Origin of the sequence: Lederbergia citrisecunda, assembly GCF_018343695.1 — a bacterium.
In the GTDB taxonomy this organism is placed as follows: Bacteria; Bacillota; Bacilli; order Bacillales; family Bacillaceae_C; genus Lederbergia; species Lederbergia citrisecunda.
The window spans coordinates 2864187-2882675 of sequence record NZ_JAGYPJ010000001.1; the positions used below are offsets into that span (position 1 = coordinate 2864187).

The following is an 18489-nucleotide window of genomic DNA, read 5'->3' on the forward strand; positions in this document are numbered from 1 at the left end:
CAAATATATTCTTATTGATTCGATTATTAAAAACGAATACACTTTTCCTTGAATACATATTTAGTGGGAGGAATTTATAAAATGCCTTACGTAACTGTAAAAATGCTAGAAGGAAGAAATGAAGAACAGAAAAAAGCATTGGTGGAAAAAGTAACTGCTGCTGTCGTCGAAACAACTGGAGCTTCTGCAGAAAAAGTCGTTGTTTTCATTGAAGAAATGAGCAAAAATCATTATGCCGTTGGTGGAAAAAGATTGAGTGACGAATAGAAACTTTTGGGCATCAGCATGCTTATCATTTAGCTGATGCCCACATCTTAATCACTTAACCCGCGAAGGTCATATTCTTCAAGTCCTCAATATATGTATAGGATTCTTCAATTTCTTCCTTAGTATATGATTGCTCACTCTTTAAAACATGGATTTTTTCTTCCACTTCAGGCTTTGCTAATGAATCGAAGTATAAAACGGTCGACACTAATTCAAGAAAACGCGCATTTTTCCCGTTCATCTTCGCAAAACATTCCTTTAAATTCGGAAGATCCATTTGATATGATTCCAAAAATTCCTGCCCCGCATCAGTCACCCTATATTTATAATGAGCAAATCCGTTCTTCTCTTCTTTTATCTCGTCTATAAAGCCAAAATTGCATAGTTCCTCTACACGTAATGTCAATTCCTCAGAATATGGTCCATAAAAATGAAACTCGAATTTCTCTTGAAAAGGGAAATTCAATTTTTTCGCAATATAAACCATCTTTTGTAGCTTTTTACGACCGATTATTTCTCCTGACACAGCAAATATATTCATTAATCGTAGATGGTCATTCAACATGACAAACATTCAACTCCTGCTTGATTTTTCAGTAATGATTTATCCATGTTTCTTTAAGATGGATAATATTTGCTGTTTGATCTTTCCATGTTTCGATTGGTCTAAGAGGATATCTTCCGGGTAATACAATTTATGATCTGTTCGTCTTTTTCCCGAAATCGCTTGTACAATCGTTGACTCCCTTGATAATTCACGCAACTCGCCGTTAGGCATGAGTAAGTGAATTGGGAGACGTTCTTCCTCTTCGCCAGGTCGGTAAAAATCATAAGGTAAATCCGAAGAAGAATCGACTGCTAAATAATAGTCGGGATCAATTTCCGCTTCCCGAAACAGCTCATCCAAATTACCCAATAATTTATATTCTCGCGCAGGATCAAATTCCACATATTTCAGTAGATTGCGATTCATAAATCGATTGCACAAATCACGGAGAATAAAGTCCTCTTCGTCCTCCCACATTTGAAAATAGTACAAAATAATAGCTTCATCTAATTTTAAATAATCTTCTAAAGTCACATTTCCCTCAAAGAGAGAAATAAAGTGAGTCGGTTCATACTTAAAAGTATACGAGTTTTCGTATAAGGCTTTGGCACGCTGCAAAATTTTTGTCAAAATAACTTCTGCGCTTCTCGTTACAGGGTGAAAATAGACTTGCCAATACATTTGATATCGACTCATAATATAATCTTCAACAGCATGCATCCCCGTTGATTTGAAGACGACTTGATCCTCACGGGGCCTCATAACCCTCATGATTCGTTCCATATCAAAGTGACCGTAGCTAACACCAGTAAAATATGCATCACGCTGTAAATAATCCATTCGATCGGCATCAATTTGACTTGATATTAAACTGACAACGAGCTTATCTTCATACGTCTTTCCAACGACATCTGCCACTTTTTGTGGAAAGTCCGGACTGACAAGCCGAAGAACAGCATTCACTTCAGTATTCCCAAGAATGATTTGCCTTGTAAAAAACTCATGGTCTGTATGGTACACTTTTTCAAATGAATGGGAAAACGGACCGTGCCCGAGATCGTGTAAAAGGGCAGCACAAAGAGATAGAAGTCTTTCATCTTCATTCCATTCAGGTCTCCCCTTAAAAACGTCATCCACAATTCGCCGTACGATTTCGTAAACACCAAGCGAATGATTAAAACGGCTATGCTCTGCACCGTGAAATGTCAAATATGTCGTTCCAAGCTGCTTGATTCTTCTGAGTCGTTGGAATTCCTTTGTCCCAATTAAATCCCAAATTATTTTATCTCGAACATGAGCATAACGATGAACAGGGTCTTTGAAAACTTTTTCCTCGCTTAATTTAACATTGGAATGCTGCATCTACAAACCCTCTTCCTATCTATCATGTTTACATTATATCGGTTTTGATTTTTTTTATAAAGCGCATAAGTTTCTATTAATTTATTGCCATTTTGGTATATAACTTGGCTTTGTTGTCCATCCTATACTTACCGGAATAAAAAGAAAATAAATGGGAGTTGAAAATGATGAAAACACGTCAAGATGCTTGGACGGAAGAAAATGATTTGCTTTTGGCTGAAACAGTGCTCAGACATGTTCGTGAGGGAAGTACACAGTTAAACGCATTTGAAGAAGTCGGTGATAGATTGAATCGAACTTCTGCAGCTTGTGGTTTTAGATGGAATGCAGTTGTGCGCCATCAGTACGAAAAAGCGCTAGATTTAGCTAAAAAACAACGAAAACAACGCCACAGAATGCTTGGAAAAGAACAAGGTGGTAAGAAGAAACTACTTTATCAGCCGCCAGTCGCGCTAATTAATGAGAGTCAAGTAGAACCTTCATCGGGTCAAGCAAATACATTCGACATGTACACTGAAGAAATAGGAGAAGAGGATACAATTTCCCAATTGGCTCCACTAACAGGCAACTTATTGCCTGTACCTGCAACTGTACAATCTGGTGAAGGAATTAACATGGAAAAAATAATTTCATATCTACAGACGTTTCAAAGTTCTGAGATTCATTTAGATGTACTAAGAAGTGAGAATCAGAGATTAAAAAGAGAAATTTCCGCTCTACGAAAAGAAAATGAATCATTGAAGAAACAAGTATCCAAGCTTGAAGATAATTCTGAAACAATGCAAGAAGACTATGAGACATTGATGAAAATTTTAAACCGCGCTCGAAAGCTCGTACTATTCGACGAAGAGGAGCGTCCTGCGAATACATTTAAAATGGACAGAAATGGAAATCTAGAAAAATTAGCGGAATAAATAGATTAGCGAAAGCACCTTGCTTATCGACGTAAGACCCGCACGATGCGGGTCCGTCGACAGTGCCACAGGACGTGGCGGTTTTAGTCGACGTTCTTCTTTCGGCCTTTGACTGATATAGGAAACACAAAGAGTTCGTTAGAACGAGTTGATGTTGACTTATCGTAGGGAAAAAGACAAGAAGTTTGCTAATCGATAGGTGCTGGAGCTAGACATAAGGGAAAGCCGTGAGTTCTCACTCACGGCTTTATTTTACTATTTCTTTCAATCATCCGATCGTAATAGGATTGAAACCATTCGAGCTCATTACCTTGCAACCCGCTAGAATACAATTTTCCAGCTAAGCCTTGCAACGATTGAAGAAAACGTAGCATCACATCTTGAATCGATAATTCAACCTTTAATAATTCCGACAAAGAGGCCATGACTTCAGGCCGTACATCCGGGAAATGGTATTTGGACGATTCATTGAATCTTGCATATGTGTAAAAATCACGAACTAATTCAGCTCGTTTCCGTCCGCTACCTGTTATACAAAGATATATTTGAACGGCGACTCCTTTTCGAATGCGTCGCTGGGAAATACCTGCAAATTTTTTCCCATCAATGCTTAAATCATAGCTTCCAGGACAATAAGACCCCACTATTTCACGAGCTTCAATCGTTTGCGGAAAGTCTTTGAACATAAGGCGAATGAGATCATACATAGAATCATAGCCACGATTGATGTCGATGCCTTTTTCAGAATCCGGGAAAATGAGAGTAAGATTGAGTACCCCCTCATCAAGAACGACAGCAAGCCCTCCTGAATTACGGACAATTCCCTCATAATTTTTTGAAGCTAGAAAGTCAAGCCCCTTTTGCAATGCTGGAAGTTTCGTATCTTGTATTCCTAATACTAGAGTATTAGTGTGAACCCACGCTCTCGCTGTTGGTGAAGAATATCCACTTCCAACCGACATACAAAGGGTATCGTCAATCGCAAATGATTGCATCGCATGAAAATGCGGATTCACACTTGATTGATCGATAATTCTCCACTCTCTTTGCTGTAAAAGTTGATTACTACCTGACATGTACGTAAAACTCCTTCAAACCGGCACGATTATTTTTTTTCAAGAGATTGAACCGCAGTGACGAGTGCTAGATTGTACACATCATCCTCGCTGCATCCTCGAGAAAGGTCGTTTACTGGTGAATTTAACCCTTGTAATATTGGACCAATCGCTTCAAATCCTCCAAGTCGTTGGGCAATCTTATACCCAATATTACCTGCTTCAAGACTTGGAAAAATAAAGACATTAGCATCACCTTGAATAGGAGAATTTGGTGCCTTTTTCTTCGCAACAGATGGAACGATCGCGGCATCAAATTGAAACTCTCCATCAATGATTAATTCGGGGTTCATTTCGCGCGCCAATTGCAAGGCTTCTTCAACCCTCTTCGTTTCTTCAGACACAGCAGACCCTTTTGTCGAAAAACTAAGCATCGCAACACGAGGTTCAATATTAAACATGGTCGCTGTTTTGGCGCTTTCAACCGCAATTTCAGCTAAATCTTGGGCTTGAGGTGCAATATTAATGGCACAGTCTGCAAACACATACTGTTCTTCACCTTTTACCATAATAAACACACCCGATGTTTTACCAAGTCCTGGCTTCATTTTAATGATTTGTAAAGCTGGCCGTACGGTATCCGCAGTTGAATGGACAGCCCCACTAACTAATCCATGTGCCTTATTCATATATACAAGCATCGTTCCAAAATAATTTTCATTAAGTAGTAAAGTTTGTGCTTCTGATTCAGTTTCCTTACCTTTTCGCCTTTCAACGAAAGAAGCTATCATTTGATCCATTTCCACATATTTAGCAGGATCATATATTTCCATGCGATCGAGAGAAATATTCATTTCATCTGCTTTTTCTTGGATTCTTTCCAAGCTTCCGATCAAAACCGGTGTCAATACTTCTTCAGCCGCAAGTCTTCCTGCCGCTGCAAGAACCCTAGGATCCAAAGCTTCAGGAAAAACAATTTTCCGGTCCCAGCCTCGCGCTTTTTCCTTTAAAATTCCAAACAACTCATGATTCAAGTCAACCATGGCATTTTCCTCCTGATAAAAGTAGTATAACCTTGATGGCTTTCTATCATTATCTTCTCCTTAAGCATATACCCATTTTCGTCAGATTGATAATGAAATGCTGTGTATTCTTGACAATATTTTTACATAGCTCGTAAATGAAGCTACCTGTGAGAAATTATGATATAGTTTATTCTAGTAGCTAAAAGGCTAGAATGAATCTCAAATGATTAGAAATAGGAGTTGATCCAAATGAGTGAACCAGCACAAACACTAGATGGTTGGTATACACTGCAGGATTTTAGAACGATGGATTGGGCTTCGTGGAAACAACTTTCAAGTGATGAACGCCAAGCGGCAATTCATGAATTTTCTCAATATCTAGATAAACTTAACGCTGTGCAAGATCGAAAAGAAGGCAGTCATGCCCTCTATACAATTGTTGGCCAAAAAGCGGACTTCATGTTGATGATTTTGCGTCCAACATTGGAAGAATTGAATGAACTTGAAAATGAATTCAATAAATTAACGATTGCTGAATATACCATACCAACCTATTCCTATGTTTCAGTTGTGGAATTGAGTAATTATATGGCTAAGGAGTCAAATGAAGATCCTTACCAAAATCCGTATGTTCGCGGACGTCTATATCCAATCTTACCGAAAACAAAGCATGTTTGCTTTTACCCAATGGATAAACGTCGTCAAGGAAATGACAATTGGTACATGCTCTCCATGGAAGATAGAAAAGAATTAATGTACAGCCATGGTATGATTGGACGAAAGTACGCTGGAGTTATTAAACAGCTCATTTGTGGTTCTGTCGGATTTGACGACTATGAATGGGGAGTTACATTATTCTCTGATGAAGCTCTACAATTCAAAAAGATCGTATATGAAATGAGATTTGATGAAGTAAGTGCACGCTATGGTGAATTCGGATCGTTCTTCGTCGGTAACATTCTTGAAGATAACGATTTAGAGAAATTTTTATATATTAAATAATACATAAACAGTCTTCTTTCCAGATTATCGGAGTGAAGGCTGTTTTTTATTCAGTTTTGTTAAACATGAATGTGGGTTTCTGTTCCAAGAGTCGTTTTCCGGAAGACCCTCTTTAAAAATAAATACAATATAAACGTAATTGTTGATCTGCGTTACAGACCCTTCGCTTTCCGCTCTGGAGTCTCCACTTTACTACAAGAGTCTCGGGCCAACCATAAAAAACCATACATTATCATGAATAAACCTTTGCGGTAGCTTCTCTTTGCATCTGCTAGTTTCCCGGAATGAAGTACTGCATACGAGCCCTCCTTTTTGCATAGTAATGAAAGAGTGAATAAAATTGGTGCTTTTATCATTATTCCTACCCAAACATTCATTGTTGCAATAAGGAAAAGGCATCGAATTTTTAAGGAGGGAGTAATTTGTCAAATACAAATCCATATCAAAACATGGCCGGATATTATCCTCAAGCTCAAAGGCAACAAATGCCGTTTCCAGCACAACCCCAATATCCAGCAGGATTTTACCAACAACCTATGCAAGTTCCTACTGGCATAGCTGCTAAAGGCGGAGTCAATGTCCCGGGCATGCTGCCAATAGAGGAATCTTACATAGAGAATATTTTACGTCTGAACAAAGGCAGGCTTGTCCATGTTAACAGTACTTTTGAACACAACAAAGAATGGAATGCAAAAATATTTAATGGAATTATTGAAGCAGCAGGAAGAGATCATCTTATTTTGAGTGATCCTCAGACAGGCAAAAGATACTTAATCCCTATGGTGTACGTTGACTTTGTAACATTTGACGAGCCAATTGAGTATGAATATCCATTTGGCGCTGGCCCTCTTGCATCTTCCCCGCCAAGATAATTAGAAAAGTAAAAGCGCCTTGATAGGTCCATACTTCAAGGCGTTCTTTTATGTTTATCAATTACATCATTTATAAATGCCACACTTTCTGAAAAAAAGCTTTCATCATGAATTCCATGCAGAAGCATACCGCCAGTATAATCGACCTGGTCCAACTTTTCTAAAAAATATTCGAAATCTACAATTCCGTCCCCAGCGTATGTAGGAATCAAGTTTCCTCCCTCTTTTATATCTTTACCGTGTGCAAGATAAATGTCATTACCTAATAGATTAAAAGCATTGTCCATGATTGGTCTAACGTTTTCCTTTTGAGCTTGTCCTTTTTGGAAAAGATTCGCGATATCCATGATAATTTTTAAACGAGGAGTCCTGAATGTATCCAATAGTTGTCTAGCCCTTTCTGGAGAATTCACGCAGTTATTCGGTTCACATTCAATACCTAAAATTAAATCATATCGCTCTGCTTGCTCTAATACCTTGTCAGTGGAAGTCAAAATGTCTTCCCACGCTTTAAATTCTTGGTTATCCTCATGCCATGCCCACATACTTTTTGTATTTCTGCTCCCAGTGCATAGTGTTACGAATTCACAACCTAACTCCCGACTCGCTTCTGCTACAGAGGCGAACCATTTGTTTCCATTTTCCCTCTCCTGTGTAGAAGGGTGTATCATGTTGAAGGTTCCATTTACTGCAACAATTTCTACTTTATTTCTCTCAGATTGTGTTTTTATCTCTTGTATGAGATTTGGTTCGAACCTTAATGGCATCTGTTCATCACAAACCGAAGAAAAATCAAATTGTACTTGAGAGAATCCCGCATCGTTAATAGCTCTAAATAACTCCCCTGTTGTAGGGCGTTTCATTTCAACAGAGTACATGCCTAGTTTCATATTGATACACTTTCCTTTCTACCAATCTTTTGTAAAAAAAAATCAATAATCAAAATTACTTTTACTTAATCACCTTCTAAATACACTTCTATGCAAAGCACAAAATCCCCTGCGAATAAGTATTTTAAAAATCTCATTTAAAGACTGTAGTAGCAGAACATATAAAAAAACACCTTGCCCATTTACAATACAAGGTGTTTATTACTCAGATATCAAAGATGTTTTACTGCAAACACAATTAGAAGTACCCACGATATAAGAAACGCTATACCTCCTAATGGCGTAATTGCTCCTAATATCTTTATTCCCGAAGTACTCAAAATATATAGACTTCCTGAAAAAAGGATGATTCCAATGAGCATTGTCCATCCAGACCATGATAAAAGAGAGGAAACAGGTATATTTCTACCAATAATTCCAATAGCTATTAGACCAAGGGCGTGGAACATTTGATACGTAACCCCAGTTTTCCAAACTTCTAAATATTTCGGCTCAAGTTTCCCTTCCAAACCATGAGCACCAAATGCGCCCAATGCAACTGCTAAAAATGCATTAATTGCTCCAATAATAATAAAGACTTTCATAATTAATCACCCCATAATAAGTCAGAAATCAAATAAAGAATCTCCATTCGCTTCGTCATCCATTTTAACTCGTTCTTGGCTAGGGACAGAAATAGTTTGGATTTTTTCAGGAACCGTGTTTTGTTGTGTTGTAATGCTGCCTCCAACTTCTCCCTCTAATGCCAATTCAGCGAGAGCTTTTACTGCATATAAATGCCCTTTTAGCTCCTGCTCTCCATTTGCATCCCTAGCTTTTCTTATCTCAATCTCCATTTTTTCCAGCAACGTTTTATATGAAATACTCATTCCGACAACTCCAGTCATTCCATTTACAAATGGTGCGCCATTCGCTTCCTCGCTTAAGCATTTTTCATTTGCTACAATAACAGCATAGGCATTTTTACGATAAAAATCAAAAAATAAATTCATATGGAAAGGCGTGATGTTTCGTCGAATGGATTCAAAAAATAGATTCAGATTATTGGCTGATTGAACAAGATCGAGGAAATTTAACTGTTAGCTATCGTCTAAAAGAAATCATCTTTTCGGAAAAATCCACCTTTCAGCATGTCATGATTGCTGATTCCTATGATTTTGGGCGAATGTTAATTTTGGATGGAGTCGTTCAAACCACTGCATTGGATGGGCATATTTATAATGAAATGATTTCGCATGTCCCTCTCTTTTTACATAAAAATCCTGAAAAAGTGTTAATCATTGGAGGAGGAGATTGCGGCGCGGCGAAAGAAGTAACGAAGCACTCCGTCAAGGAAGTTCATATGGTTGAAATTGATGAGCTTGTCGTCACAGCGTGCAGCAAGCTTTTGCCTGAAGTCTCCGGAAACCTTTCCGATCCTCGTGTATCATTTATTTTTGCTGATGGAATTGAGTTCGCTAAAAACGCTGAACTGGAATACGATGTGATTATCGTGGATTCATCTGACCCTGAAGGACCAGCTGAACAATTATTTGAAATCGAATTTTATCAACATCTTAAAAATGCGTTGAAGGATGATGGTATTTTAGTTTGTCAAAGCCAATCACCCTTGTTCCAACCAAACATTACTAGAAAAACATTCAACAGCTTTCAAGAATTATTTGCTTATGCTGATGTCTATTATGCAGTTGTTCCTACGTATCCAGGTGGATTTTGGAGTTTTACCATTGGCTCAAAATCTCCATTTGCAATTAGCAATGATCCGCTTCCTGACTTGGGGACTAAATATTTCAATAAAGAGATAATGATAAATAGTTTTCAACTTCCAGAATTTCTTTCCGAGAAAATTAAATATTAGAAATTTGCCAATCAATGGGCGTTTCATCCAATTCCTGCAAATACTCATTCGTTTTTGAAAAAGGATGGCTGCCAAAAAAGCCCTTCCTAGCGGCAAATGGACTAGGGTGCGGGGATTGGATGATTTTATGTTTCTTCGTATTAATAAGCGTGATTTTTTCTTGTGCTGGACGCCCCCATAGAATAAAGACAACTGGCTTCTCCCTTTCATTAAGCAACGAAATGACTTTATCCGTAAAAATCTCCCACCCTTTTCCTCGATGAGAAAATGCCTGCCCTGCTCTGACAGTCAAAATCGTATTAAGCATGAGGACTCCTTGTTCTGCCCACTTTACTAAGTACCCGTTATTTGGAACTTCGCACCCAATATCATCCTTTAACTCTTTAAATATGTTCCGCAATGAAGGTGGAATTCGTACTTCTGGTTTGACGGAAAAACTAAGACCATGTGCTTGTCCAGGTCCATGGTATGGGTCTTGACCAAGAATAACAGCTTTTACATTTTCATAAGGTGTGTATTGGAGAGCGTTAAATATATCTTTCTGATCTGGATAAACGGTGAACTTTGAGTACTCTTCGATTAAAAAAGCACAAAGCTTTTCATAGTATGGCTTTTGAAACTCCGATTCTAGCAATGGAGCCCAATCATTTTTTAAAATGTTCTTCATGTTGTCCCTTCTTTCATCATTCAATTCTCTATTCTTTACCCAAAAAATGTTTCATTTAAAATGTATCCGGTTATATAAATAGTGTCCATTTATTATTAGAAAAGTGGAAGCGCCTTGCTTATCGACGTACAGGCCCACAGGATGTGGGTCCGTCGACGTCGCCACAAGACGTGGGGGTTTGTACCTATTTTGGCCTTCGACTGAGATAAAGGAAACACGATGAGCCTTGAAAAGCGGATGGCGCCTGATTAGCCCCGACAAGCAAATGTTCTGAGGCAAAAAAAGTCGCTTTTTGACTTTTATTGACTCAGGTTATTTAACCTCGAGGGGCTGGAGCATGCAGCTGGATCTGCAAAGCGAATCGAAGTTGACTTATCGTAGGGAGAAGGACAAGAAGTTTGCTAGTCGATAGGCGCTGCAGCTGGACAAGTAAGTATAAGTTCAAAATGATAGACCTATTATAAACTTATACTTTCTTCATTTACTAGAAAAGGAGATGTAATGTATGAATACCGTCAGAGTTTGCGAGAATGGTCTAGAGGCGAAAAATATCATCAATGAATTGACAGCCAAGGGATTTAAGCAAGATGATATATTTTTATTTGCTCATGATGAAGAACGTTCAAAGGATTTGACGGACGTTACAGATACCGGAACAGTAGGAGTGGGAGAGCTCGGAGTTCTTGATTCAGTCAGCAATGTCTTCCGAAAAAGAGGAGACGAGCTTCGCGCTAAATTTGAAGCAATCGGATTGACGGAAGCAGAAGCGGAACAATACGAAAGAGTTCTCGACCAAGGACAAGTTGTCATCGTTGCAACAACTCAACACTAAAGTTTGATTAATGAGGGCTGCCATACTTCTAACTGGCAGCCCTCAGACTGTTGGAAAACGCCCGAATACAGAGTTTTCAAGACAGTCTGGGAAATAATACACTCAAAAAACTCTTACATCTCGTCCTTAAATAATTTTCTTGATTTCACAACCCAGTAAATTGAACCTGCTGCGATAATTGCAATCAATAGCTCTACTATATAAATATTTTTAATCACACCTACTTGGTAAAGAGCCGCAGGGAAATCAAAAACTGCGTGAATGATAATCGCTAAGAAAAAAAACAAGATTTTTCGACTCCTGATTGCATACATCACGAGAATCGAAAGACCAAGATGAATTGAAAGTGCACTTAATCGTTCTATCCCACCTAGCAAAATGATAAAGGATGAACCATTCGTCAATTGATCCTTAATTGGAGTCATCGCTTCTTTTGTTTGATCACTCATAAGCAATGAGTCAAACGTTCCATTATTAATCATAAATGCAAAAACAATCATCACAATACTATTAACTCCAACTAATAGAATGGCCTCCATCCCGCCATGTCCAAGTCCAAACGCCAGTCCGTCCTTCCACTCCCGATATTTTTTCAAAGCAAACTTCATCATAATAAATCTGCCTGTTTCTTCAAAAATACCAGCCATTAGTCCTCCATATAGCATGAAAAGCCATGGATTTTCGAAAAACTGTTTCGTTGATTTATTCCATACTAGGAAATAGCTATGTAGAAGTCCTTCCAAAACCGAAGCAAATAGAAAAAACGTTGCCATTCCAATCAATAATACAATCAGCGATATTTTGTATCTTTTTTTGAAAAAAACAAGCAAAAATATAGGTGTACCAATTGCAATGATAAATGACATAATCAATGAAACAAGCGTCCCAGAACTTACCATACTACTACTCCTTCCTTAACCTATTAAAGAATGATAGATTCTCCTCGCTTCGTCTAGATTTTTCGTGCCATGAACGAGAGCACGACCATCTTTAAAAAAGACTAAACTTCTTCCTTCTTTTACGATTGAAAGTAAGAAAGGGTTCCCTCCAACTTCATATCCCGCTGAACGCCACCTTTCAGCAAGTTGTTCCAATAAAAGCGACTCCCCTTCAGCCGGTCTAATTTGTACTGCATCCCTACCACATAAAACCGCCACTTTCGTATTGGCATCCGCTTGTAAAAATGGATAAGTACAGTCTTCCCCACAAGAAAGACAAGCTTTATCTTTGAGTGCCCCAGTTTTTAGTGAAACATATTCATTATCCCAAAGATCAAACGAAACAAAGGTTTTTCGCACCGTGTCGCGATTACCAGATAAAATTTTTAAGGCTTCCGCACTTTGATGTGCCGTAACCATTTGAACTGTTGGCGCGATAATTCCAACGGTATCGCATGTTTGCCCCTGTAAAGGCAATTTTTTCAATAAACATTGCAAACATGGAGTCTCCCCAGGAATAATCGTAAATGCCATACCGAAGCTTCCGACACAGGAACCGAAAATATAAGGGATATTATACTTATGTGCAATGTCATTCATTAAAAATCTTGTTTCAAAGTTATCGGTTCCATCTATTAAAAGGTCGACATCTTCTATGATTCTTTCTACCAATGCAGCATCAGCCTGGGCAACGATTGCTTCAATATCAACTTCACTATTTATTTGCTGCAATCTTTTTTTTGCCGCTTCAGCTTTCGGCCATTTTTTTAGTGCATCTTCTTCCGTAAACAGATGCTGTCTTTGTAGATTGCTCATTTCAACATAATCCCGGTCAATTATGGTTAGCTTTCTTACACCAGCTCTAGCAAGTGTCTCCGAAGTATGTGTACCTAGAGCTCCTACTCCAAGAATAAGTGCATGCTTTTTGGCAATTTCCTTTTGACCTTCTTCACCAATTTTTTTAAATAATATTTGCCGAGAATATCGATCCATGCTTATTAGCCCCCGCTTACCGGTGGAATTAATGCAATCACATCTTCTTCGTTTATTACCGTTTCATCTGTAGCAAATTCTTCATTGATGGCAATCATTATTCCAGCCAAGCTACCTAAATCTGTTTCTGACTCTAAATAATCACGCAGTTCCCTTACAGTTTTTCCTGAAACATCAAAAGTTAGGTTACTGCTCCCAGCCTGCTCTTTTAAATGGGCAAATAATAAAATTTTATTCAATTAACTCTGCCTCCTCCGGTTTCCCATCCACATATTCCTTCGTTCCTTGTTGGTTGCCAATCCACTGCTCCCCGTCTTCCCAATGTTCCTTTTTCCAAATTGGAACAATTTCTTTAATCCTCTCAATGGCGTAGCGATTTGCTTCATATGCTTCTGGACGATGTGGTGAAGAAACAGCAATCGCAACAGCAATATCACTTATTTCTAGCCGTCCAATTCTATGTGAAATTGCTGCTTCTACTTCTGGCCAGCGTTCCTTCATTTCCGCTACAATTTGTTCAAGCTTTTTCAATGCCATTGCTTCATATGCCTCGTATTCCAAATACAGCGTTTTTCTGCCATGTGTAAGTTCGCGAACGGTTCCAATAAAAGTAGTAATAGCCCCTGCTTCCCTTCTCACCACTTTGGCGTATATTTCCTCTATCTTGATAGGGTCCCTAGTGATTTCACAATTCAATGAAGTTCTCTCCTTTCAATTATGTTTTTCGCTTCTAAGTAATCCTCTTTAGTATTCATATTCCGTAAAACTGATGAATTTCCAATTTCAATATACTCAACCTCAATACGATCGAGCAAAGATTTAACTGCCCTTTTATCGTCTTTTAGAGTTTCAATTACGTCTTTAAGAATCCTAGTGTTATAGACAGCAAATAAAGGATGGATTTGTCCATCTGCTACAGGAATAACCGCATCTACTTTTTTGTCAATGATTGTTTGTTCTAACTGCCTTGCTAATTTGTTGGAAGCTAAAGGCATATCGCAAGCAACAACAAAGCATAATCCCTCTCCCGCGGCAGTAAAGCCAGTTAACATTCCAGCTAGTGGTCCTTGACCTTTAAATGTCTCTGAATCTTCTAAGATTAGAACCGAATCATCTATTTGGGGAAGCTCCTCATTGGCGATAATAATGACCTTTTCCGAAACTGGAATAAATTCCTCTATCAATCGATCAATTATTCGTTTTCCGCCTATTTTCATTAAAGCCTTATTTTCACCCATGCGACTTGATTTTCCCCCAGCTAAAATAATCGTATTCACATAATCGCCCCCTTTAAAAATAGATTTACTACTGGGAAGAAGTCTTATATTCTTTAAGTATGAGGTGAGTTTAGATGAAATTTAAAAAGATATTACTATGTATACTGCCTTTTGCCGTATTCGGTATAACGATGTGGATAAAAACCGGAAATTGGATAATCGCTGGCAAGTTGCCAATAGCAAATGGACAATATGAATATGCCATTATTCTCGGTGCAAAAGTAAATGGCGAGGTCCCATCACTTTCTTTGCGTTACAGACTTGAAGCCGCTCTAGATTATGCAAAAGTCCATCCAAATGTAAAATTAATTTTATCTGGAGGACAGGGTCCTGATGAAGATATATCTGAAGCAGAAGCAATGAAACAATATCTCATAGAAAATGGCGTCGATGAAGATCGTTTAATTCGAAACAGCATCAACTTCCACCTATGAAAATATTAAATTTTCCAAGAAACTCCTCCCTGCTTCCGTTAACTCTGTTACGATCATTACTAGCGATTATCATCTCGCTCGGGCCCGAGAAATTGCGCGGCAACTAGATTTAGAGTCAGATGCCGTGGCGGCAAAAACACCAAAAGTCGTTGAATGGAAATTAACGACCCGCGAACGTCTTGCATTATTAAAAACTTCAGTATTTGGGAAGTAGTGAAAAATCGAGTGTTAGCAGTACAGACACTCGATTTACATCTCACTAAAAATATCCATCAATTCAAGATTTAATCCATCTAAGAACTTCGAAGAAATTGTTCCTACCTTTGTTTTTACATCATGTTGCTCATACATACCTTCATCATTAAGCTTGTAAACAGTAATTGACTCTAGCATTGGATTAACAATCCAATATTCTTTCACACCATAAGTCATATAAATATTTAATTTCGTAATTAAATCATGGGACTGATTAGATGGACTGAGGATTTCTATAATTAAGCTTGGTACTCCGACATATTTGGAATCGGTAAATCCCTTTTTGTCGCAAATAATAACGAGATCTGGAATAACAATTTTTGTGCCATCCATTTTTTCACTTTTCAACTCAATATCAAATGGTGCTGAAATAACTTCACAAGACGTCCCTTCCAAAAAACGATCCAATTTAACAAGAAGCTCCCTAGATACTCGTTGGTGCATTGTCGATGGAGAGGGTGTAATATAAATAAATCCATCGATATATTCCAAAAGTTCATCTGTATTCTCACAAATATGTATATACTCATTCAACGTAACTTGATTTTTTTGATAAAGAGTCATGATCATCACCCTTTCTTAATAAGAAAATTATAACACATACTTTTCAAAATTTTTAAAAAGGATATTGACAGCCTTTTTATGTAATGGTAACATTTCCCTTCTGATTATGTTTTTAAGGAGGGAAATGTTTGATTAGAATTGAAGGTTTAAATAAATCATTTAAGGTTGCCAAGCGCTCAACTGGACTTAAGAATTCACTGAAAGCGCTTTTTTATCGTGAGCATACGATTGTCCGAGCGCTTAAGGATATTTCTTTCTCCATTGAACCGGGAGAAATTGTCGGTTATATCGGTCCTAATGGTGCCGGAAAATCTACTACGATTAAAGTGATGAGCGGCATATTAGTACCCGATAGCGGAGAATGCAAAATTATGGGATATACTCCTTGGAAAGAACGAGTTTCATATGTTAAAAATATCGGAGTTGTTTTCGGTCAGCGTTCGCAGCTTTGGTGGGATGTTCCAGTTATGGATTCATTTGAACTTTTGCGTGATATTTATAAAATTCCTCCGCAAGAATATAAAGAAAATGTTGATTTATTAGTAGAAACGCTTGAACTAAACGAGCTTATTAACACGCCGGTACGACAGTTGAGCTTAGGACAGCGGATTCGTTGTGAAATTGCTGCTTCTTTATTACATAGTCCGAGCGTATTATTTTTGGATGAACCGACCATTGGACTTGATGCCCTTTCCAAAATAGCCGTACGTAATTTTATCAAAACGATAAACAAAGAAAAAGGCGTGACAGTTATCCTCACCACGCATGATATGAACGATATTGAAGCACTTGCCGATCGAGTCATTTTAATCGGAAAAGGAAGTTTACTATATGATGGAAAGCTGAATGAACTACGGAAAAAGTACGGATCAAACAAAATGGTAACGGTCGATTACAGAGAGGCCACGCAGCATTTCGAAATATATGGAGCGACTGTACTCTCTCAAACTAGCGACAGAGCAGTATTAAGCGTGGATACAGAGAAAGTAATGGTTTCTGATGTCATTGCTACATTATCAAGCTTGGTAGAAATCGTTGACCTTTCGATCGATTCGCAGCCAATTGAAGAAATCATTGTTCAGTTATATAAGGAGTACCAAATATGAATGCATATATCTCTGTCTTGAAGTTAAGGCTGATGAACGGTATGCAATATCGGACAGCGGCGCTAGCTGGTGTAGCAACGCAGTTTTTTTGGGGATTTATGTACATTATGATCTTTGAGGCATTCTACGAACATGCTATACAAACTCCACCAATGTCATTAAAGGAAATAATTATATATCTCTGGCTTCAACAAGCGTTCCTTGCCTTCATCATGCTCTGGTTCCGTGATAACGAGCTTTTCGATCTTATTACAAGTGGAAATATTGCGTATGAGCTTTGTAGACCTTGTGAAATCTACGGTTTTTGGTATGCAAAGTTGCTTGCCCAACGTCTATCCAGTGCCATTCTTCGTAGCTTTCCAATCCTTATTGTAGCGTTTATACTTCCACAGCCTTACAGAATGACATTACCATCAGACTTCACTACCTTTCTTTTATTTTTAACATCTATCATTCTTGGATTATTGCTTTTAGTCTCCATCTCCATATTCATTTACATCTCTGTCTTTATTACGATGTCACCAGTGGGATCTTTACTGATGTTCAGTGTTATCGGTGAATTTTTTGCAGGACTGACGATTCCCATTCCGTTAATGCCGACTTGGATGCAAAATATCGCCTATATGCTGCCATTTCGTCTCACTGCCGATTTTCCTTTTCGTGTCTATTCCGGGCATATCCCTCAGGATGAGGCTTTAATCGGTATTCTTTTTCAACTAATATGGCTGGTTGTTCTTGTTTTACTTGGGAGATTTGCTTTCCATAAAGCATTGCAAAGAGTCGTAGTTCAAGGGGGGTAAGGCTGGATGAGCTTATATTTAAAATATCTTCACATATTGTTTAAATCACAAATGCAGTATCGAACATCGTTTTGGTTATTATCGCTCGGTCAATTTTTCATTCCTTTTTCCGTTTTTGCCGGGCTATATTTTCTATTTGAACGCTTCGGACAAATAAAGGGATGGACATTTTTTGAAGTGGCCCTTTGCTTTGCCGTAATCCATATGGCATTTGCTATCAGTGAGTGTTTTGCACGGGGATTTGATTCGTTTTCTTCCCTTGTGAGAAATGGAAATTTTGATAGATTACTCGTACGACCTAGAGGTACAATCATCCAAGTAATGGGGTCTCAATTTGAATTTACGAGATTAGGAAGACTAATTCAAAGCGTCGTCGTCTTAGTTTGGGCATTAAGTAACTTACCGATTGAATGGAGTATTGTTAAAGTTTGCATCCTTATGTTGATGGTCATTAGCGGGGTTTTTATTTTTACAGGCATATTCATGCTAGCAGCTACATTATGTTTTTGGACGATCCAAGGACTTGAAGTCGTGAACATTTTTACAGACGGCGGCAGAGAAATGGCACAATACCCATTAAATATTTACCACAAATGGGTGACGAAATTTTTTACGTTCGTCATTCCATTTGGATGCGTAAACTACTTACCCTTACTGTATGTGTTAGGGAGAAGCGAAGGACAATCCATTATATATATGTTGGCTCCTGTAGCTGGAATTGTTTTTATTTTTCCTTGTTTACTTGTTTGGCGATTTGGAGTACGACATTATCGATCGACTGGGTCGTGAGTATACGGATGGGGTTTACTATGGGGAATTTTTGATTCGTGT

General features: G+C 38.2%; 23 protein-coding genes and 1 pseudogene. 10 read left to right on the top strand and 14 right to left on the bottom strand.

Annotation, left to right across the window (positions count from 1 at the left end):
- Positions 1-81: 81 nt before the first annotated feature.
- A complete protein-coding gene (gene thmT, locus KHA93_RS13995) occupies positions 82-267 on the top strand; it encodes a 2-hydroxymuconate tautomerase (protein WP_213111289.1) in 186 nt (61 codons plus the stop codon).
- A gap of 55 nt (positions 268-322) precedes the next feature.
- Here thmT and KHA93_RS14000 read toward each other — a convergent pair whose 3' ends face one another.
- Together KHA93_RS14000 and KHA93_RS14005 are read right to left on the bottom strand one after the other, a co-directional pair.
- Positions 323-832 carry a YwgA family protein gene (locus tag KHA93_RS14000; protein ID WP_213112940.1) on the bottom strand — a complete coding sequence of 170 codons (510 nt, stop codon included), beginning with the start codon at positions 830-832 and terminating at the stop codon, positions 323-325.
- A gap of 39 nt (positions 833-871) precedes the next feature.
- A complete protein-coding gene (locus KHA93_RS14005) occupies positions 872-2176 on the bottom strand; it encodes an HD domain-containing protein (protein ID WP_213111290.1) in 1305 nt (434 codons plus the stop codon).
- 167 nt (positions 2177-2343) lie between these two features.
- On the opposite strand from KHA93_RS14005, the gene KHA93_RS14010 reads away from it, so the two are divergent.
- The gene (locus KHA93_RS14010) at positions 2344-3090 is read left to right on the top strand and encodes an RsfA family transcriptional regulator (protein ID WP_285891563.1); all 747 of its coding nucleotides are present in this window, start codon (positions 2344-2346) and stop codon (positions 3088-3090) included.
- 239 nt (positions 3091-3329) lie between these two features.
- Here the strand turns inward: KHA93_RS14010 and lipL are convergent, their stop codons facing one another.
- Together lipL and pta are read right to left on the bottom strand one after the other, a co-directional pair.
- Positions 3330-4166, bottom strand: a complete 837-nt coding sequence (lipL, locus tag KHA93_RS14015) for an octanoyl-[GcvH]:protein N-octanoyltransferase (protein WP_213111292.1) — start codon at positions 4164-4166, stop codon at positions 3330-3332.
- 29 nt (positions 4167-4195) lie between these two features.
- Positions 4196-5188, bottom strand: coding sequence for a phosphate acetyltransferase (pta, locus tag KHA93_RS14020; RefSeq protein ID WP_213111293.1), 993 nt, complete (start codon positions 5186-5188; stop codon positions 4196-4198).
- 231 nt (positions 5189-5419) lie between these two features.
- On the opposite strand from pta, the gene hemQ reads away from it, so the two are divergent.
- Both hemQ and gerQ read left to right on the top strand, forming a co-directional pair.
- Positions 5420-6172, top strand: coding sequence for a hydrogen peroxide-dependent heme synthase (gene hemQ, locus KHA93_RS14025; RefSeq protein WP_213111294.1), 753 nt, complete (start codon positions 5420-5422; stop codon positions 6170-6172).
- A gap of 449 nt (positions 6173-6621) precedes the next feature.
- Positions 6622-7044, top strand: a complete 423-nt coding sequence (gene gerQ, locus KHA93_RS14030; RefSeq protein ID WP_213112941.1) for a spore coat protein GerQ — start codon at positions 6622-6624, stop codon at positions 7042-7044.
- 35 nt (positions 7045-7079) lie between these two features.
- Here the strand turns inward: gerQ and KHA93_RS14035 are convergent, their stop codons facing one another.
- From KHA93_RS14035 to KHA93_RS14045, 3 genes are all read right to left on the bottom strand, one after another.
- A complete protein-coding gene (locus KHA93_RS14035; protein WP_213111295.1) occupies positions 7080-7922 on the bottom strand; it encodes a sugar phosphate isomerase/epimerase family protein in 843 nt (280 codons plus the stop codon).
- 224 nt (positions 7923-8146) lie between these two features.
- Positions 8147-8518, bottom strand: a complete 372-nt coding sequence (locus KHA93_RS14040) for a DUF423 domain-containing protein (protein WP_213111296.1) — start codon at positions 8516-8518, stop codon at positions 8147-8149.
- Positions 8519-8539: 21 nt separating this feature from the next.
- The gene (locus KHA93_RS14045) at positions 8540-8926 is read right to left on the bottom strand and encodes a YwdI family protein (RefSeq protein ID WP_213111297.1); all 387 of its coding nucleotides are present in this window, start codon (positions 8924-8926) and stop codon (positions 8540-8542) included.
- Positions 8927-8985: 59 nt separating this feature from the next.
- Between KHA93_RS14045 and speE the strand changes: the two genes are divergently transcribed.
- Positions 8986-9792, top strand: coding sequence for a polyamine aminopropyltransferase (gene speE / locus KHA93_RS14050; protein ID WP_349772355.1), 807 nt, complete (start codon positions 8986-8988; stop codon positions 9790-9792).
- On the opposite strand, the gene KHA93_RS14055 is transcribed toward speE, so the two are convergent.
- Positions 9782-10459, bottom strand: coding sequence for a uracil-DNA glycosylase (locus tag KHA93_RS14055; protein ID WP_213111298.1), 678 nt, complete (start codon positions 10457-10459; stop codon positions 9782-9784). The two genes, speE and KHA93_RS14055, sit on opposite strands and share 11 nt — an antisense overlap.
- Positions 10460-10964: 505 nt before the next feature.
- Between KHA93_RS14055 and KHA93_RS14060 the strand changes: the two genes are divergently transcribed.
- On the top strand, positions 10965-11291 hold the full coding sequence (locus tag KHA93_RS14060) for a YflT domain-containing protein (protein ID WP_213111299.1): 327 nt from the start codon (positions 10965-10967) through the stop codon (positions 11289-11291).
- A gap of 113 nt (positions 11292-11404) precedes the next feature.
- Here KHA93_RS14060 and KHA93_RS14065 read toward each other — a convergent pair whose 3' ends face one another.
- The 5 genes from KHA93_RS14065 to mobA are packed head-to-tail and all read right to left on the bottom strand — an operon-like array spanning position 11405 to position 14499.
- Positions 11405-12190, bottom strand: coding sequence for a YhfC family intramembrane metalloprotease (locus KHA93_RS14065; RefSeq protein ID WP_213111300.1), 786 nt, complete (start codon positions 12188-12190; stop codon positions 11405-11407).
- A 15-nt stretch (positions 12191-12205) separates the two neighbouring features.
- The gene (locus KHA93_RS14070; protein WP_213111301.1) at positions 12206-13222 is read right to left on the bottom strand and encodes a ThiF family adenylyltransferase; all 1017 of its coding nucleotides are present in this window, start codon (positions 13220-13222) and stop codon (positions 12206-12208) included.
- 5 nt (positions 13223-13227) lie between these two features.
- On the bottom strand, positions 13228-13461 hold the full coding sequence (moaD, locus tag KHA93_RS14075; RefSeq protein WP_213111302.1) for a molybdopterin converting factor subunit 1: 234 nt from the start codon (positions 13459-13461) through the stop codon (positions 13228-13230).
- Complete coding sequence (locus KHA93_RS14080; protein ID WP_213111303.1) at positions 13454-13918, bottom strand: molybdenum cofactor biosynthesis protein MoaE; 465 nt, start codon at positions 13916-13918, stop codon at positions 13454-13456. The genes moaD and KHA93_RS14080 overlap by 8 nt, the downstream gene beginning before the upstream one ends.
- A complete protein-coding gene (mobA, locus tag KHA93_RS14085) occupies positions 13915-14499 on the bottom strand; it encodes a molybdenum cofactor guanylyltransferase (protein WP_213111304.1) in 585 nt (194 codons plus the stop codon). The genes KHA93_RS14080 and mobA overlap by 4 nt, the downstream gene beginning before the upstream one ends.
- A 131-nt stretch (positions 14500-14630) precedes the next feature.
- On the opposite strand from mobA, the pseudogene KHA93_RS14090 reads away from it, so the two are divergent.
- A pseudogene (locus KHA93_RS14090) lies at positions 14631-15033 on the top strand (YdcF family protein); the annotation flags it as partial.
- Positions 15034-15182: 149 nt separating this feature from the next.
- On the opposite strand, the gene KHA93_RS14095 reads toward KHA93_RS14090, so the two are convergent.
- On the bottom strand, positions 15183-15752 hold the full coding sequence (locus tag KHA93_RS14095) for a Uma2 family endonuclease (protein ID WP_213111305.1): 570 nt from the start codon (positions 15750-15752) through the stop codon (positions 15183-15185).
- A 128-nt stretch (positions 15753-15880) separates the two neighbouring features.
- On the opposite strand from KHA93_RS14095, the gene KHA93_RS14100 reads away from it, so the two are divergent.
- From KHA93_RS14100 to KHA93_RS14110, 3 genes are read left to right on the top strand one after another with little or no spacing between them, the layout of a single operon-like run.
- Positions 15881-16858 (top strand): ABC transporter ATP-binding protein, encoded by a 978-nt coding sequence (locus KHA93_RS14100; RefSeq protein WP_213111306.1) that lies wholly within the window; start codon positions 15881-15883, stop codon positions 16856-16858.
- The gene (locus KHA93_RS14105; protein ID WP_213111307.1) at positions 16855-17658 is read left to right on the top strand and encodes an ABC transporter permease; all 804 of its coding nucleotides are present in this window, start codon (positions 16855-16857) and stop codon (positions 17656-17658) included. Before KHA93_RS14100 ends, KHA93_RS14105 begins: the two co-directional genes overlap by 4 nt.
- Positions 17659-17664: 6 nt before the next feature.
- Positions 17665-18447, top strand: a complete 783-nt coding sequence (locus KHA93_RS14110; RefSeq protein WP_213111308.1) for an ABC transporter permease — start codon at positions 17665-17667, stop codon at positions 18445-18447.
- The last annotated feature ends 42 nt before the right edge of the window (positions 18448-18489 follow it).